Below are 16,708 nucleotides of genomic sequence, written 5' to 3'. Positions count from 1 at the left end.
GGCACCCAATAGAGAGCCTAAACATAAGAGGTAGCAATGCGTGAAGTTGAAGCCCTACCGGTAGATGTCCCCCCAGAGGTGAGCAGTCTGTTGCTGCCCTTGCAGCGGGGGCAGATGCTGGTACCTGTAGACAGTCTCTCTGAAATCATCGCGATGCAGGTTCCGGCGGCCGTGTGCGATGCGCCCGAATGGTATCTGGGGGACCTGATCTGGCGTGAGCAGCGCCTGCCGCTGTTGTCTTTTGATGTGATGCGCGGTGATTCCCCTGGCGATATCCCGGAGAATGGGCGCATCGCCGTTCTGAGCAGTGGCAATCCCGATGGCGACCTGCCATATTTCGCGCTTGTACTACGGGGGACGCCACGCCTAGTGCGCGTAACCCCCGAAGAGCTGGCGCTGCGTGAGCAGCGCTTGAACCCCGGCGAACTGATGCATGTTGCCCTCTCCGGCGAGGAGGCTGTCATTCCCGATTTACAGGGGCTGGAGTGCGCCTGTCTGAAATACCGCAGGACGGATTGAAGGGATGTCCAGTTTAGGCGGGCGGGGCCCAGCCCTAGCCAGTTGCTGTCCTTGATGTATAGGAATTAGCACCGCAGACATGATACAAACACGGGTCATCCTGAACCTACCGCACAGCCTCCCCGGCCACACACGTTTCCTATCAAACCGTTTTTGAGGCCCTTGGTATCCTTGCAGGCTGAATGCATTTGTGGCCTAGCGGGTGAGGCAATGGTGCGCCGGCTTGCGCTCTGGGCATCACGCCGATTATTACCGTGCCTTTCTGACCGACCTCAATGGCAATAACCTAAAAGCCGCATGTCTCCTGCCTGACTGCGCAAACCCACCCGGGAACATCCAACAATAAGCACAGATAGCCGGGCCCCTTTTTCATGAGACTGCTCAGCCGCCAGGAGGTGCCTTGGGGTGGGGTTAAAACAGTTCCTCGGGCAGGGATTCAACCGGTCGTTCCCGTCCGGGCATATCCCTATCCTCGTCGGTATACCTGGATCGGTAGGGGTTATAAACCTCCCGCCTGGGTACGCGATTGGTGCGGAAGATCTCGAAGATACCACCATAGGAGGTGCGCAGGCCATTCTTGGGGTTGATACGCACGGTCATTATACCGTCGGGTTGGGGCAGATGGCGCTCCGGTAGACCCTCCAGGGCTGCGGACATAAATTCGATCCAGATAGGCAGCGCGGCGGAACCACCGTATTCATTCTTGCCGAGTTCCCCATAGGAGTCGAAGCCCACCCAGGCACTGGTGGCCAGGTATGGACTGTAACCGGAGAACCAGGCATCGCGGGGGCCATTGGTCGTGCCGGTCTTACCGGCGATATCGCCGCGTTTCATCACGAGAGCGCGGCGCCCGGTTCCTTTCTTGATCACGTCCTTGAGGATGGAATCCATGATGTAGGTGGTTTCCACTGTCATGGCGCGCGGGGCCAGAGGACGCGCCTGGTTCTTTGCAGGGTCCAGCGGCCCTACCGGCAACACGTTTAACTTAACGGGCCCCTCGCCCTGGTCGGGGACTTCCTCAGCCTGTTGCCAGGCTGCCAGGTTAACCGGCTCCTCAATGAAGCCCTGGGAAACGATACCGGGTTCGGGACAGTCATTGCACACAGTGAGGGGCAGTGCCTGGTAGAGCGCCTCGCCATTGACATCTAGCACCCGGTCTACCAGATAGGGTTCCACCCGGTAGCCGCCGTTGGCAAAGGCGGCATAGCCGCGCACCATGTCCAGGGGGGTGAGCGCAGAACTGCCCAGGGCAATGGTCAGGTTGCGCGCGAGCTTGCTGCGCTTGAAACCGAAGCCTTCGATAAAACCCAGCGCATAGTCGAGCCCGAGGGCCTGTAACAGGCGGATGGAAACCATGTTGCGCGACCTATACAGTGCCGTACGCAAGCGGGTTGGCCCGAGAAAGGTGCCGCCATCATTCTCGGGTCGCCACACATCCTGCAGGTTGGTCTCCTCAAAAATAATCGGCGCATCGTTGATCACACTAGCCGCCGTGTAACCCCGCTCAATGGCAGAGGCGTAGATAAAGGGCTTGAAGCTGGAGCCCGGCTGTCGCGCTGCCTGGGTTACCCGATTGAAGTGGCTCTGGCGGAAATCGTAGCCGCCAACCAGAGCGCGTATGGCACCGTCTTTGGGATCGATGGAAACCAGTGCTCCCTGCGCTGCTGGTACCTGGGCCAATGCCCACTCTTCGATGACCTGCGCTTGCGAGGGTTTTGAGTCGCTTTCATCGGGGTCGGCAAATGGATCGGGTTTGGGTACTTCCTCGCCGGTTGGGGCCGGGGAGGTATGGCTGGCGCCTTCGCGAGGGGTCAAGACAACCCGGCGCAGGCGCACCACATCGCCTGGTGCAAACATTTTTTCCGCAGATTGCAGGCGCGGGCCACGGGCACTCTCGGAGATGTAGGGACGAATGGCATTGAGCCCGTTGCGCCAGGGAACTTCCACCACCCGTCGATCCCGCAGCTGTACCTGCAGTTGTCTGGGTTCGACCGCAGTGACCACACCGGGCTCAAGGCCCCCCAGTACAGGAATTTCATTGAGTAGGTCAATCAGTTGGTCGCTGTCGTGCAATAGTTCCGGTGGCAATCGCTGCTCGGGACCGCGGTAGCCGTGACGGGTATCGTAGGTTTCGAGTCCGTGTTGCAAGGCCTTGCGCGCCGTATCCTGAAGGCGGCTATCCACGGTTGTAATCACCTGATAGCCGTCGGTATAGGCGCTATCGCCAAACAGCGCCACGGCCTCCCTTCGAGCCATTTCGGCAATGTAAGGGGCATCCAGGTCCAGGTCGCGGCTGTGATAGCGGGCAGTGACCGGGGCGGTAATGGAGTGTTTGTACGCATCCTGGTCGATATAGTCCAGGTCCAACATGCGCTTTAGAATCCAGTTGCGCCGCACCAGTGCGCGGGTTGGATTGGCAATGGGATTGAAGGTTGAGGGGGCCTTGGGCAGCCCCGCCATCATGGCCCACTGGGCCAGGTTGAGCGCTTTGATATTGCGGCCATAGTAGACTTGTGCGGCAGCCTGGAAACCGTAGGCGCGGTTACCCAGGAAAATCTTATTGATGTAAAGCGTCAGGATCTCGTCTTTCGTAAGCTCACGCTCTATCTGTAGGGAAAGCAGGATTTCATTGAACTTGCGCACAAAGCGTTGTTCGCGGCTCAAGAAGAAGTTGCGCGCCACCTGCATCGTCAGGGTGCTGCCACCGGACTGGATGGCGCCGGTTTGTATCAGTTGGGAGGCGGCCCGGATCAGCCCCTTGATGGAGACGCCATTGTGGGAGTAAAAGCTTGCATCCTCAGCGGCGAGAATCGCCTGGATAAAGGGTTCGGGCGTTTGCTCGATGGTAATCGGGCTGCGCCGTTTTTCCCCGAACTCGCCAATCAGTTTCATGTCCTGTGAATAGACCCGCAGGGGTGTCTGCAGGCGGATATCCCGCAAACTTTCAATGGAGGGCAGCCCCGGCTTCAGGTAGAGGTAAATGCTGGCGAGCACCATGGCGGTAGCGGCCAGGCCGGCGAGGCAGAACCAGAACAGCGCCAGCAGGCGATTTTGGACTTTTGCAGTCATGAAATGGCTTCTGTGTACTTCAGTTGTAGGATCCGATGAATAATTATACGAATATTGTGCGCTATTACCTATGCAAATGCCGCTTGAAGCGGTAATTTAAAGTGCTATAACATCAACCTCTCATAACCCACGGAAAAGATAAGAAAAATGGGGATTTTCCCTTTTCTGAATAAAGGCCAAAAGGCCATGTTGGGACTCGATATTAGCTCTACTGCGGTGAAATTGCTGGAGTTGAGTCGCAATGGCGATAAATATCGAGTGGAGGGTTACGCCGTGGAGCCTCTGCCCCCCAATGCGGTGGTGGACAAAAACATCAATGATGTCGGGGCTGCGGCCGAGGCTATCCGCAAGGTGGTGCGCCGTTCCAAAACCCGCTTGCGTCAAGCCGCTGTGGCTGTTTCCGGCTCGGCGGTGATTACCAAGACGCTGGAAATGCCCGCGGATCTCTCCGATGAAGACTTAGAGGCACGGATTGCGCTGGAGGCGGACCATTATATTCCCTATCCCCTAGAAGAAGTGAGCCTGGATTTTGAAGTGCAGGGCCCATCGGAAAAAGGGGAGGATCAGGTGGAGGTGCTGCTTGCGGCATGCCGAAGCGAAAATATTGATCAGCGCGTTTCCGCACTGGCAGAAGCCGAATTGGAAGCGGGCGTGGTCGATGTGGAAGCCTATGCCATAGAGCGCATCTACACTCTTTTGGAGGGACAATTGCCACCACAGGAGCAACTGACTGTCGCTGTTGTGGATATTGGTGCCACCATGAGTGCCTTGTCCATTTTGCTGGATGGTAAGACTGTTTACACCCGCGAGCAACTTTTCGGCGGGCGTCAGCTCACCGATGAAATACAGCGCCGCTACGGCCTTTCAGCGGATGAGGCCGCCCTGGCGAAGCACCAGGGTGGTAGCGGATTGCCTGACGATTACCACGCTGAAGTGCAGGAACCCTTCCGGGATGCGGTGATTCAGCAGATTACCCGTTCACTGCAGTTCTTTTACTCTTCTACCTCCTACAGTGATGTCGATTACATCCTGCTCAGCGGCGGTGTTGCGGCCATGGAAGGGTTGTCCGAACTGGTCGGCGAGAAACTGGGAAAGCCCACTTTGGTCGCCAACCCGTTTGCGGGGATGAGCATCTCCTCCAGGGTCAACCACAAGGCGCTGGGTAAAGAGGCACCGGCCCTGTTGATTGCCGCGGGTCTGGCGATGCGGGAAAAGGAGTACTGATATGGCCAAGATTAACCTGCTGCCCTGGCGCCAGGAATACCGTGCACAGAAGCAAAAAGAATTTCAACAGATCGCCCTGCTGGTTTTAATGGCGGCAGCCGCATCTGTATTTCTATGGATGGAAACCGTGGACCAGCAGGTTGACCGTCAGGATGAGCGCAACCAAATCCTACAGGTGAGGATCAATGCGCTGGATAAACAGGTCGCGGAAATCAAGGAACTGAAAAAACACCGCCAGGAGCTGATTGATCGCATGCGGGTAATCCAGGAGCTGCAGGGCAACCGCCCCCTGGCTGTGCGCTATTTCGATGAGCTGGTGCAGGCCACACCAGAGGGGCTATGGTTGACCTCTCTTGTGCGTAAGGGAAACAGTCTGGCCCTTTCCGGTGTCGCTGAATCCAACAATCGGGTTTCGTCTTTTATGCGCAACCTGGACCAGTCTGACTGGTATGACTCCCCGAACCTCACTGATGTCACGGCGAGTCCTGCGTTTGGGGAGCAGGCGAGCGCTTTCCAGCTCGGGGTCAATATGAGTGGACGTAAAAAAGACAGTGAACATGCCGATGCAGACAATTAAAGGAACCTGATCATGGCATTGGGAGATACCCTAGACCAACTGAAAAATCTCGATATCAACGATATCGACTTCAGTCGTGTAGGCGTCTGGCCGCTGGCTGGGCGCGTTGCGCTTTTGAGCCTGGCTGCGGCGGTGCTGGTAGGGCTCGGGTACTATTTGTGGATTAGCGACCTGTACAGCAAACTGGAAATCGCTGCAAAAAAAGAGCGGGAATTATTTTCTCAATTCGAGCACAAGCAGTTTGAAGCGCAAAACCTGGAATCCTATCGTGCACAGCTTGTCGAAATCAAGCAGAATTTCGGTGCCCTGCTCAAGCAGTTGCCCCAGGATACCGAGGTTCCGGGCCTGCTGGAGGACATTGACGAGTACGGCCGTGGCAGTGGCCTCACCATTGAAAAAGTGGCACTGGAAGACGAATTGGTGGGTGAGTTCTATGTGGAACTCCCAATCCGTATAGAGGTTCAAGGTGGCTACCATGAATTTGGCGCCTTTGTCAGTGGTATTGCCGGCATGCCGCGCATCGTGACACTACACGATTATGAAATTACCACCAATCGAGACGGGGCAGGCCTTCTGAATATGGTCATCAACGCCAAGACATATCGCTATAAAGATCAGGAGGAAGAGGGGTGATTAGGTATAGCGTCCTCGCTGTTAACCTCCTGGTGGTTTCAGGGTGTAGTCTGAATGCGGACCACAGCGACTTGCGCAAGAGGATGGCTGAAGTGGAGCAGAAGCCCCGGGGTCGGATGGAGCCAATACCGACCTTTACGCCTTATAGTCCCTATGTGTACAGCACGGCAGCTAGGCGCAGCCCTTTTGTTCGCCCGCTGCTGGAGTCGGAGCAGCGGCTGGTGGGGCGCAAGCTCGATATCGCACCGGATATGCATCGACAGCGGGAGCTGTTGGAAAGAGTCAACTTCGATGCCTTGTCTATGGTGGGCACCCTGTCCGGCGACGGACAGCTCTGGGCTTTGATTGATGATGGTGCCGGCGGTATTCACCGGATTACCGTCGGCAATTACATGGGTAAGAACCATGGGCGCGTAGTGAATGCCACCGCTTCACAAGTCGACGTACTGGAAATTGTACCGGATGGTACCGGTGGCTGGATCGAGAGGCCGCGGGCACTGACGTTGAAAGAGAGGGACAATGGATAATGATCAATAAGCAGTTCGCCAATTTTTTGGCCCCCTATCAGCTACTACTACTCGGATTGCTGATGCTCCCTGCTGCAGCGCAGGCTCAGGTGAATCAGCTGAATGATATTCAGTTTTCCGAGCTGCCCGGAAGCCGAGTGCAATTGCGCTTGACTTTTAGCGACGTACCCCCCGAGCCCACAGGGTACACAATCGAGCAACCAGCGCGCATTGTGATGGACTTCGTCGGTGTTGAGAGTGTATTGCCGCGAAAAAAATACCCCTTGGGGATAGGGAGTGCCCGCAGCGCGGTGATCGTCTCCAGTGAGGGCCGCACGCGCTTGATTGTCAACCTGGACCAGTTGCCGGTGTATACCAGTGCACGCGAGGGCAATCAACTGGTACTGGACATCGGCGCCGATTCGACAACTGGCGCCACGGTAGCTGCGCCGGCCACCCCGGTTTCCCACGATCGCGGTGCCAGTGTGAGTGGTGATCAGCAGTTTCTCAGTTCTGGCAGGGTGGCTATCAGCAATGTCGATTTTCGCCGCGGCGAGACCGGCGAGGGGAAAGTGATTATCAGCCTGTCTGACCCTGCCGTGAACATTGATGTTGAACGCACCAAAGGCAAAATATATCTGACGTTTCTCAATGCCGAGTTACCGGACTCTTTGCGCCAGCGCCTGGATGTAACGGATTTCGCAACCCCGGTGAATTCAATTACGGTAGATCACGATGGACGAAATACCGTCATTGCCATTGATCCGGCGGATGTCGAGTATGATTATCTTGCCTACCAGGCGGATACTGAGTATGTGCTCAGTGTGAAACCGCTCTCGGCTGCTGAAGTTCGTGAAAAAGAAAAGGTGTTCGAATTTTCCGGCAAGAAAATGTCATTGAGTTTTCAGGATATAGAAGTACGTTCGGTTCTGCAGATCTTTGCCGATTTCACCGACCTCAATCTGGTGGCGAGCGACACCGTGCAGGGGCGTATCACTCTGCGCCTGGATGGTGTCCCCTGGGATCAGGCCCTGGACCTGATTTTGAAAGCAAAAGGTCTGGATAAGCGCCAGGAGGGCAGTGTCATTATGGTGGCGCCGGCCGCGGAGATTGCCGAGCGGGAGCGCCAGGAACTTGAGACACGCAGGCAGTTACGGGAGTTGGCACCACTACGCACAGAGTATATTCATGTCCGCTATGCCGATGCCGGTGAACTCTTCAAGTTGTTTTCCGGCGGGCAGGGGGGTAGTCAGGGACAGGGGGGCTTCGCTGGTGGCAACAGTGGTGATAGCAATAAAGCCAGTATATTGTCTCCGCGCGGCAGCGCGATTGTCGATGAGCGTACAAACACGATCATTCTCACGGATACAGAAGATAAGATCGCACAATTTCGTGAATTGATTGAGGCCATCGATGTCCCGATCCGCCAGGTAATGATCGAGGCCCGTATTGTCACGGCAAACAGTGATTTTACCCGCGAACTAGGTGTCAAGTGGGATTATGTAGGTGATCAAGAAATCAGTGATGATGCTCTGGGGCTTAGCTCTGGCAGCTTGAAATTGAAGGACGACGCCACCCTTGGTGCCCTCGAAGGCGAGTTTGAACCTTTACTGGTGGATTTGGGGGTAAGTAATGCCGCAGGTAGCATCGCTTACGCCATCCTAAAAAGAGACTTTTATCTTGGCTTGGAATTGTCTGCCTTGGAAGCAACCGATGCGGTTGAAATCGTTTCCCAGCCAAAGGTGGTGACGGGAGACAAGCAGGAAGCCATTCTTCAATCGGGCGTTGAGATTCCCTATCAGGAGGCGACCTCTTCAGGGGCATCCGCTATCACCTTTCGCGAGGCGGTGCTACAGTTGAAAGTTGTGCCGCAAATCACGCCGGACAACAATATTATTATGGCGTTGAGAATTGAACAAAACAGTGTTGGCGAGCTTGTCGACGTGAGCGGCGGTGGTCAGGTACCCTCAATCAATGTCAATACTCTGGAGACAAAGGTGTTGGTCCGCAATGGCGAGACGATAGTCTTAGGTGGGGTCTTTGATAGTAGTGTGATCGAGGGGGTGACCAAGATTCCTTTTTTGGGGGACATACCCTACCTGGGAAATTTGTTCAAGAGAACGATTCGGGAGGATAACAAACGCGAGATACTGATGTTTATTACCCCGCGCATTATGGAAGACGAGACGTTTTTTGCTAAGTGATCAACCGCTCCATTTTTTTAGTCGGCCCTATGGGGGCAGGCAAATCCACTATCGGTAAATTGCTGGCAGCACAATTGCGGCTGCCGTTTGCCGATACCGACAAGGTGCTGGAAGAGCGCACCGGGGCGGATATTCCCTGGATCTTCGATGTGGAAGGAGAGGCGGGATTTCGTCGGCGGGAAAGTGACGTGCTCAAGGAGCTGTGTCACGGAGTTTGCCAGGTGATTGGCACTGGTGGCGGTATAGTACTGCTGGCAGAAAACCGGCGGATGCTGAAAAAGTGCGGCCATGTTGCCTATCTGCAGGCCGGTGTGGAGCAACTGCTCGAACGCACTTCAAAAAATGCCAATCGCCCGCTCCTGTATGTCCCCGATCCACGCAAGCGTATTGAAGAGATACTGCGGGAGCGCGAGCCCCTCTATCGCGAGGTGGCAGACGTGATCTGCACTACCGACCACCTCAATCCCAAACAGGCTTCCGTTCTGGTGGCCGAACGCCTACAGGACTTTCTCTGCCAATAACGCCGCGGGCACTCTGTGCTAAAGTGCGCTTCGTTTAATTCCCCTTTACGGTGTCAGATTCGAACTGACGGAAAAGAGAGCACCATGCACAGCCTGAATGTAGCCCTGGGGGCGCGCAGCTACCCCATTATCATCGGCTCGAAACTCCTTGGAGATGCACAGTATTTGCTGCCCTCAATTCGCGGTCGCCAGGTCTGTGTGGTGACCAATGAGACGGTTGCGCCCCTGTATCTGGCCCGGCTGCTCAAAGGTCTGCCCGGCTTCGATAAGTTGGATGTTATCGAGTTGCCTGATGGCGAGTCCTACAAGACCCTGAATACGGTTAACCGTATCTTCGATATTCTTTTGGAGAAACGCCACAACCGCACCACCACCCTGATTGCCCTTGGCGGCGGTGTGGTCGGAGATATGTGTGGTTTTGCCGCCGCCTGTTATCAGCGCGGGGTGGATTTTATCCAGATACCCACGACTCTGCTCGCGCTCGTGGATTCCTCAGTTGGCGGTAAGACCGGCGTCAATCACCCGTTGGGGAAGAATATGATCGGCGCCTTTTACCAGCCTCGCCTGGTACTGGCGGATACGGATACTCTGACCACCCTGCCCGACAGGGAGTTTTCCGCCGGTATTGCGGAGGTCATCAAATACGGTTTGATCTGTGACGCGCCGTTTTTTCATTGGCTCGAGACCAATATGGATGCTCTGTTGCAACGCGATGCAGCCATCCTGGCTTATGCCGTTGATCGATGCTGCCGGGATAAGGCGGCAGTGGTCGCCAGTGACGAGCGCGAGTCCGGACGCCGTGCCATATTGAATTTTGGCCATACCTTTGGCCACGCGATTGAGACGGTGCAGGGCTACGGCGCCTGGCTTCACGGTGAAGCGGTCGCAGTTGGTATGGTCCTGGCACTGGAGCTGTCGCGACTGTGTGGCAGTGTCGATAACAACCTGCTCGGGCGGCTGGGGAGCCTTCTGCGCAAGGCCCGGCTCCCACAGCGGCCCCCCGCGGAGATGACCGTTACGGACTTTCTGCAAGCCATGGCGTTAGACAAGAAAGTGGTGAATGGGAGGCTGCGCCTGGTGGTGCTGAAGGCGCTTGGCGAAGCCAGTGTGGCAGAAGACACACCGAGGGAAAAAGTGATAGATGCGCTAAAAAACTGCGGGGTGAGGTGATGATTCCCCCGATATGGCCCATAGCGAGAGAAATGAATAACAGAAAATGATCTCAATAGAAGATAAGTCTGACTTGATTTAACTTGGCAGATTAATAATCTGTAAAATGTTGAAAATACAGTGACATGGAAGTACTATTGCGCGCCCCTATGAAGAATGGTTGGGTGAAAAAACCGCCACAAAAAAGAAAAAAAGAAAGCCCCAGCAGAGGGCTTTTTTTATCCCAGGAGCTTCTATCTGGCTGGGGATTGCAGGAGAGCGCAGCGGGATTCAAGCGCATTTTTTTGCCCATGACAGGTCTGGAGTCGTCCGTGCCTGTGGTTCCGTAATCGATAGTGACGAGGAGTTCTATGGGTAGCAGTCTGTATCAGTTGGATGAATTCAAAGACAACTGCGGTTTTGGCCTGATTGCGCATTTGCATGGCTTGGCGAGTCATCAGTTAGTACAAACAGCCATCCAATCCCTCACCTGCATGACCCATCGGGGCGGTATTGCCGCCGATGGCAAAACCGGGGATGGCTGTGGGCTGTTGTTGCAAAAGCCGGATGCCTTCCTGCGCGGCGAGGCCCGCGCCCTTTTTGCTGCCGAACTGACCGATACCTATGCGGTGGGCTCGGTGATGCTGCCCCTAGATGAGAGCGACGCACAGGCCGCCCGACAAATTTTGCAGGAAGCGTTGGAAGCGCAGGGTATGCGCATTGTCGGTTGGCGTAGCGTGCCCACCAACCCGGAATGTTTAGGTCCTATTGCCCATGCTTGTCAGCCGCGCTTTGAGCAACTGCTGGTCAATGATGCCGTGGAACCGATGGGGGGCGCCAGGTTTAATGCGCGTCTCTATGTAGCGCGGCGCAAAGCGGAAAAACGGCTAAGTGAGGCTGTGTATATCGCCAGTCTCTCCACCAGCGTGCTCTCCTACAAGGGCCTGATGATCCCGGCAGACCTGCCGAAGTTCTTCCCGGAATTGGCCGACCCCCGCTTGCAGTCCGCCATCTGTGTCTTTCATCAGCGGTTTTCCACCAATACCATGCCGCGTTGGCCGTTGGCCCAACCGTTTCGCCTGCTGGCCCACAATGGCGAGATCAACACCATCACTGGCAACCGCAACTGGTCTGTGGCGCGCACCAATAAGTTTGTCACCGGCCTGATTCCCGAGTTGGATGAACTGGTACCGCTGGTCAACCGCGAGGGCTCCGACTCTTCCAGCCTGGATAATATGTTGGAGATGCTGCTTGCTGGCGGCATGGAACTGCACCGGGCGGTACGCATGCTGGTACCGCCAGCATGGCAGAATGTCGAGGGCATGGATGCGGACTTGCGCGCTTTTTATGAATATATCTCCATGCATATGGAGCCCTGGGATGGTCCCGCCGGCCTGGTGATGACCGATGGTCGCCACGCTGTGTGTACCCTCGATCGCAACGGTTTGCGCCCATCCCGGTGGGTGATTACCAAAGATGACATCATCACCGTGGCCTCTGAGGTGGGTGTTCACGGCTATGCAGCAGAGGGCGTGGTGGCCAAGGGGCGCCTGGGGCCCGGGCAGATGCTCTCCGTGGATACCCTGGAGGGTAAGCTGTACCACACCGCGGATATCGACAACATGCTCAAGCGGGCCCAGCCATACAAACGCTGGCTAAAAGAAAAAGCGCGGCGTATCCGCTCCACCCTGGTCACCGCACCGGTGGACAATAATTTCTCCCACCAGCAATTCAAGGTTTACCAAAAGCTGTTCAGTTCCTCCCTGGAAGAGCGCGACAAGGTGGTGCGCCCCATGGCGGAAGCCGGCCAGGAAGCGGTGGGCTCCATGGGGGATGACACCCCGATGGCGGTTTTGTCCCGCTACAATCGCGCCCTTTACGATTACTTCCGCCAACAGTTTGCCCAGGTGACCAACCCACCCATTGACCCCTTGCGGGAGACGGTGGTGATGTCTCTGGAGACCTGCCTGGGGCGCGAGAAAACCGTGTTCGAGGAAACACCGGAACACGCTGACCGTGTGATCCTATCCTCCCCGGTTCTGTCCCATATGAAATACACCGCATTGTTATCGCTGGATCGCCCCGGCTTCGATGCCGAAATCTTCGACCTGAATTACGATCCGGCGGAACTGGGCCTGAAAACCGCCATCGAGAGGTTGTGTGCCCGGGTCGAGGCCGCAGTGCGTGCCGGCACTGTGATCGTGGTACTCTCAGACCGGGATATTTGCCAGAGTCTCCTGCCTATCGAGGCACTGCTTGCCACCGGTGCGGTACACCATCATCTGGTCCATGCGGGCCTGCGCTGTGATTCCAATATCGTGGTGGATACTGCCAGTGCGCGGGACGCCCACCAACTCGCCTGCCTGGTGGGCGTTGGTGCCACTGCCGTACATCCCTACTTCTCCTACAGCATCATCAATCATTTGATCGATACCGGCGAACTGTTGTTGGATGCGGCGGAAGCACAGAAAAATTATCGCAACGGCGTGATCAAGGGGTTGTTGAAGATCCTGTCGAAAATGGGGATTTCCACGGTGGCCTCCTACCGCGGTGCCCTGTTATTCGAATTGGTGGGGCTTTCCAAAGACGTTGTGGATTTGTGTTTTCCCGGTGCCCCCACCCGCATAGAAGGTGCCGGTTTTGCCGAACTGGAGGCAGATATGGCCTCCCGCGCCGATATTGCCTGGAAGGCACGCAAGCCGGTCTCTCCCGGTGGACTGCACAAGTATGTGCACGGCCAGGAATATCACACCTTTAACCCGGATGTGGTGACCGCCCTGCGCCGTGCCGCCAGTAGCGGCGATTACACAGCCTGGTGCGATTACACCGCCCTGGTGAATCGGCGTCCGGTAGCGACCCTGCGGGATCTGCTCGGCTTCAAAGAGTCTATCGACCCGATACCCTTGCAGGAAGTGGAGCCTGTTGCACAGATCGTGCGCCGCTTTGACACCGCCGCCATGTCCCTCGGTGCGCTGTCGCCAGAGGCGCACGAATCGCTGGCCCAGGCGATGAATCGCCTGGGGGGCCGCTCCAACAGTGGGGAGGGCGGTGAAGACCCGGCCCGCTTCGGCACCGACAAGGTTTCCAAGATCAAGCAGATTGCTTCCGGCCGTTTCGGGGTGACGCCGCATTACCTGGTGAATGCGGAAGTACTACAGATCAAGGTGGCCCAGGGAGCCAAGCCCGGTGAGGGTGGCCAGCTGCCGGGCGGCAAAGTGAATGCGCTGATCGCGCGTCTGCGCTACTCCGTCCCCGGCGTCACCCTGATCTCACCGCCACCGCACCACGATATCTATTCCATCGAGGATCTGGCCCAGTTGATCTTCGACCTGAAACAGGTCAATCCCGATGCACTGGTATCGGTGAAACTGGTTTCGCGCCCCGGCGTCGGCACTATCGCCGCCGGAGTGGCCAAGGCCTATGCGGACCTGATCACCATCTCCGGCTACGATGGCGGCACTGCCGCCAGCCCCATTACCTCTATCCGCTACGCCGGTTCCCCCTGGGAGCTGGGGTTGGCGGAAACCCACCAGACCCTGCGCGCCAATGACCTGCGCGACAAGGTGCGGGTGCAGACCGATGGTGGCCTGAAGACTGGTCTCGATGTGATCAAGGCGGCCATTCTTGGCGCTGAGAGCTTTGGTTTTGGTACCGCGCCCATGGTGGCCATCGGCTGTAAATACCTGCGTATCTGCCATCTGAATAACTGTGCCACTGGTATCGCCACCCAGCGCAAGAGCCTGCGCGACGAGCACTATATCGGCACTGCCGAAATGGCTGTGAACTTTTTCCGCTTCGTCGCCGAAGAAACCCGTGAGTGGATGGCGCAGCTCGGGGTGCGCAGCCTGGAGGCGCTGGTCGGTCGCGTGGATCTGCTGCGTGTACTGGAGGGGGAAACCGACAAACAGAAGAAGCTCGACCTGTCGCCGCTGTTGCACACCGATGTGCATCTTGACAGCAAACCGCAAACCTGCCAGTCCGCCAGGAATGCGCCCTGGGACAAGGGCGCGCTGGCCGAGCGTATGGTGGCGGAAATTCTGCCCACCATAGAAAATCTGGCCGGGGGTACATTCAGTTACGAAATATCCAACCGTGACCGCTCCCTGGGCGCGCGCCTGTCCGGTGAGATCGCCAAGCGCTATGGCAACCAGGGCATGGTGGAAGCGCCGGTCAAACTGCGTCTCAAGGGTGTTGCCGGGCAGTCGTTCGGCGTCTGGAATGCCGGCGGCCTGGAAATGTATCTGGAAGGGGATGCCAACGATTATGTGGGCAAAGGCATGGCCGGCGGCAAGCTGGTGATCCGCCCGCCCGAAGACAGCGTCTTTGCCTCTCGGGAAACCAGTATTGTCGGTAACACCTGCCTGTACGGTGCCACCGGTGGCAAGCTGTTTGCCGCGGGCCGCGCCGGCGAGCGCTTCGCCGTACGCAATTCCGGCGCCTTTGCCGTAGTGGAAGGCGCGGGTGACCACTGCTGTGAATATATGACCGGCGGTATGGTCGCGGTACTGGGTCGCACCGGTTATAACTTCGGTGCCGGCATGACCGGTGGATTTGCCTATGTGCTGGATCTGGAGCGGGATTTCTTCGACCGCTGCAACCATGAGCTGATTGAGCTGCGCCGTATCAGCAGCGAGATCCTGGAGCCGCACCAGAGCCATTTGCGCGCAGTGATAGAGGAGAGCACCGCGGAGACCGGCAGTGCCTGGGGTATGGAGTTGTTGGAAAACTTTGACGAACACCTGAGCCGTTTCTGGTTGGTGAAACCCAAGGCGGCGAGCCTTGCGGATCTTCTTTCGGACGTGCGCAAGCGCGGCGAATAAAGCGGGGACAGGGGGACAGGGGGACAGTATGAAAGACAGGCTGAACAACGATTTCCAGTTTATCGATGTGGCGCGTATCGATCCACCGAAGAAGAATATCATCACCCGCACCAACGAATTTGTGGAGATCTACCAGCCTTTCAGTAACAGTCAAGTGGCGAGCCAGGCGCACCGCTGCCTGGACTGTGGCAACCCCTATTGCGAGTGGAAGTGCCCGGTGCACAACTATATCCCCAACTGGTTGCAGCTGATCAGCGAGGGAAATGTGATCGAAGCGGCGGAACTCTGTCACGAGACCAATACCCTGCCGGAAGTCTGTGGTCGCGTGTGTCCACAGGACCGCCTGTGCGAAGGCGCCTGTACCCTTAACGATGGTTTTGGTGCTGTGACCATCGGCAATGCGGAAAAATATATTACCGATACCGCCTTTGCCCTGGGTTGGCGCCCGGACCTGAGCCATGTCACAAAGAGCGGCAAAAAAGTTGCGATCATCGGCGCCGGCCCCGCCGGACTGGGCTGTGCCGATATCCTGGTACGCAGCGGTGTGCAACCGGTGGTGTTCGACAAGCACCCGGAGATCGGCGGCCTGATCACCTTTGGTATCCCAGAGTTCAAGCTGGAAAAATCCGTGATGCAGAAGCGTCGCGCGGTGTTTGAGGAAATGGGGGTGGAGTTCCGCCTCAAAACCGAGGTGGGCAGGGATATCCGCTTTGGTGAGCTACTCAACGACCACGATGCTGTCTTCCTGGGCATGGGCACCTACAGCTATATGAAAGGGGGTTTTCCCGGCGAGGATTTGCCCGGCGTGCACGATGCCCTGCCGTTTTTGATAGCCAATGTGAACCGCAATATGGGCTGGGAGAAGGACTCAGCGGAGTTCGTAGCGGTGGAGGGCAAGCGTGTGATAGTGCTCGGTGGCGGCGATACTGCCATGGACTGCAACCGCAGTGCCATCCGCCTGGGTGCCAAGAGCGTGACCTGTGTCTACCGCCGCGATAAGGAGAATATGCCCGGTTCCCGCCGTGAGGTGGCCAATGCCGGGGAGGAGGGGGTGCAGTTCCTGTTCAATCGCCAGCCGGTGGAAATCGTTGGCGAGGGCAAGGTCTTTGGGGTCAGAATGGTCACTACCGAATTGGGTGAACCCGACGAGAACGGCCGCCGCCGGCCCCAGGTGCTGACCGATTCCGAGGAGGTGGTCCCGGCGGATATCGTTCTGGTGGCTTTCGGCTTCCGCCCGAGCCCCGCCGAGTGGTTTGCCGAGTATGATATCGAGGTCGCGGATTGGGGCGGCGTTGTCGCGCCACAAGAACAGAAATACAAATTCCAGACCGCCAACGAGAAGGTCTTTGCCGGCGGTGATATGGTACGCGGTTCCGATCTGGTGGTGACCGCCATCTGGGAAGGGCGCCAGGCCGGTGAGGGTATTCTCGATTACCTGGGCATCTAATCGGCTCCAGCTGTTCGCAGGGGACCGCTCCCCCCACTA

General features: G+C 57.0%; 11 protein-coding genes. 10 read left to right on the top strand and 1 reads right to left on the bottom strand.

Annotated features, from left to right (window positions below):
* Nucleotides 1-36 precede the first annotated feature (36 nt).
* The gene (locus Q1A48_RS01050; protein WP_299939980.1) at nt 37-519 is read left to right on the top strand and encodes a chemotaxis protein CheW; all 483 of its coding nucleotides are present in this window, start codon (nt 37-39) and stop codon (nt 517-519) included.
* 411 nt (nt 520-930) lie between these two features.
* Here the strand turns inward: Q1A48_RS01050 and Q1A48_RS01045 are convergent, their stop codons facing one another.
* On the bottom strand, nt 931-3,588 hold the full coding sequence (locus Q1A48_RS01045) for a penicillin-binding protein 1A (RefSeq protein WP_299939978.1): 2,658 nt from the start codon (nt 3,586-3,588) through the stop codon (nt 931-933).
* 147 nt (nt 3,589-3,735) lie between these two features.
* On the opposite strand from Q1A48_RS01045, the gene Q1A48_RS01040 reads away from it, so the two are divergent.
* The 9 genes from Q1A48_RS01040 to Q1A48_RS01000 all read left to right on the top strand — a co-directional run bounded on the left by Q1A48_RS01040 (nt 3,736) and on the right by Q1A48_RS01000 (nt 16,669).
* Complete coding sequence (locus Q1A48_RS01040; RefSeq protein WP_299939975.1) at nt 3,736-4,812, top strand: pilus assembly protein PilM; 1,077 nt, start codon at nt 3,736-3,738, stop codon at nt 4,810-4,812.
* A gap of 1 nt (nt 4,813) precedes the next feature.
* Entirely contained in the window at nt 4,814-5,389 is a 576-nt protein-coding gene (locus tag Q1A48_RS01035) for a PilN domain-containing protein (RefSeq protein WP_299939972.1), read from the top strand.
* A gap of 12 nt (nt 5,390-5,401) precedes the next feature.
* Entirely contained in the window at nt 5,402-6,022 is a 621-nt protein-coding gene (pilO, locus tag Q1A48_RS01030; protein ID WP_299939970.1) for a type 4a pilus biogenesis protein PilO, read from the top strand.
* On the top strand, nt 6,019-6,549 hold the full coding sequence (locus Q1A48_RS01025) for a pilus assembly protein PilP (protein ID WP_299939968.1): 531 nt from the start codon (nt 6,019-6,021) through the stop codon (nt 6,547-6,549). The genes pilO and Q1A48_RS01025 overlap by 4 nt, the downstream gene beginning before the upstream one ends.
* Nucleotides 6,549-8,732 (top strand): type IV pilus secretin PilQ, encoded by a 2,184-nt coding sequence (gene pilQ, locus Q1A48_RS01020; RefSeq protein ID WP_299939966.1) that lies wholly within the window; start codon nt 6,549-6,551, stop codon nt 8,730-8,732. Before Q1A48_RS01025 ends, pilQ begins: the two co-directional genes overlap by 1 nt.
* A gap of 29 nt (nt 8,733-8,761) precedes the next feature.
* The gene (locus tag Q1A48_RS01015; protein WP_299939964.1) at nt 8,762-9,253 is read left to right on the top strand and encodes a shikimate kinase; all 492 of its coding nucleotides are present in this window, start codon (nt 8,762-8,764) and stop codon (nt 9,251-9,253) included.
* Between the two features lie 84 nt (nt 9,254-9,337).
* Nucleotides 9,338-10,423, top strand: coding sequence for a 3-dehydroquinate synthase (gene aroB, locus Q1A48_RS01010; RefSeq protein ID WP_299939961.1), 1,086 nt, complete (start codon nt 9,338-9,340; stop codon nt 10,421-10,423).
* Between the two features lie 350 nt (nt 10,424-10,773).
* Nucleotides 10,774-15,222, top strand: coding sequence for a glutamate synthase large subunit (gene gltB / locus Q1A48_RS01005; RefSeq protein WP_299939958.1), 4,449 nt, complete (start codon nt 10,774-10,776; stop codon nt 15,220-15,222).
* A 28-nt stretch (nt 15,223-15,250) separates the two neighbouring features.
* Nucleotides 15,251-16,669 carry an FAD-dependent oxidoreductase gene (locus Q1A48_RS01000; RefSeq protein WP_299939955.1) on the top strand — a complete coding sequence of 473 codons (1,419 nt, stop codon included), beginning with the start codon at nt 15,251-15,253 and terminating at the stop codon, nt 16,667-16,669.
* Nucleotides 16,670-16,708 lie beyond the last annotated feature (39 nt).

This window comes from uncultured Microbulbifer sp. (assembly GCF_947489355.1).
Taxonomy (GTDB): Bacteria; Pseudomonadota; Gammaproteobacteria; order Pseudomonadales; family Cellvibrionaceae; genus Microbulbifer.
Note: the sequence above shows the minus strand (reverse complement) of the source record. Positions and strands in the feature narration are given on the sequence as shown.

Excerpts from the sequence above, each read along its gene's own strand:
- aroB (WP_299939961.1), top strand. The coding sequence starts at position 9,338 with ATGCACAGCCTGAATGTAGCCCTGGGGGCGCGCAGCTACCCCATTATC.
- Q1A48_RS01000 (WP_299939955.1), top strand. The coding sequence starts at position 15,251 with ATGAAAGACAGGCTGAACAACGATTTCCAGTTTATCGATGTGGCGCGT.
- Q1A48_RS01045 (WP_299939978.1), bottom strand. The coding sequence starts at position 3,588 with ATGACTGCAAAAGTCCAAAATCGCCTGCTGGCGCTGTTCTGGTTCTGC.
- Q1A48_RS01040 (WP_299939975.1), top strand. The coding sequence starts at position 3,736 with ATGGGGATTTTCCCTTTTCTGAATAAAGGCCAAAAGGCCATGTTGGGA.
- Q1A48_RS01035 (WP_299939972.1), top strand. The coding sequence starts at position 4,814 with ATGGCCAAGATTAACCTGCTGCCCTGGCGCCAGGAATACCGTGCACAG.
- Q1A48_RS01050 (WP_299939980.1), top strand. The coding sequence starts at position 37 with ATGCGTGAAGTTGAAGCCCTACCGGTAGATGTCCCCCCAGAGGTGAGC.
- pilQ (WP_299939966.1), top strand. The coding sequence starts at position 6,549 with ATGATCAATAAGCAGTTCGCCAATTTTTTGGCCCCCTATCAGCTACTA.
- Q1A48_RS01015 (WP_299939964.1), top strand. The coding sequence starts at position 8,762 with ATGGGGGCAGGCAAATCCACTATCGGTAAATTGCTGGCAGCACAATTG.
- gltB (WP_299939958.1), top strand. The coding sequence starts at position 10,774 with ATGGGTAGCAGTCTGTATCAGTTGGATGAATTCAAAGACAACTGCGGT.
- pilO (WP_299939970.1), top strand. The coding sequence starts at position 5,402 with ATGGCATTGGGAGATACCCTAGACCAACTGAAAAATCTCGATATCAAC.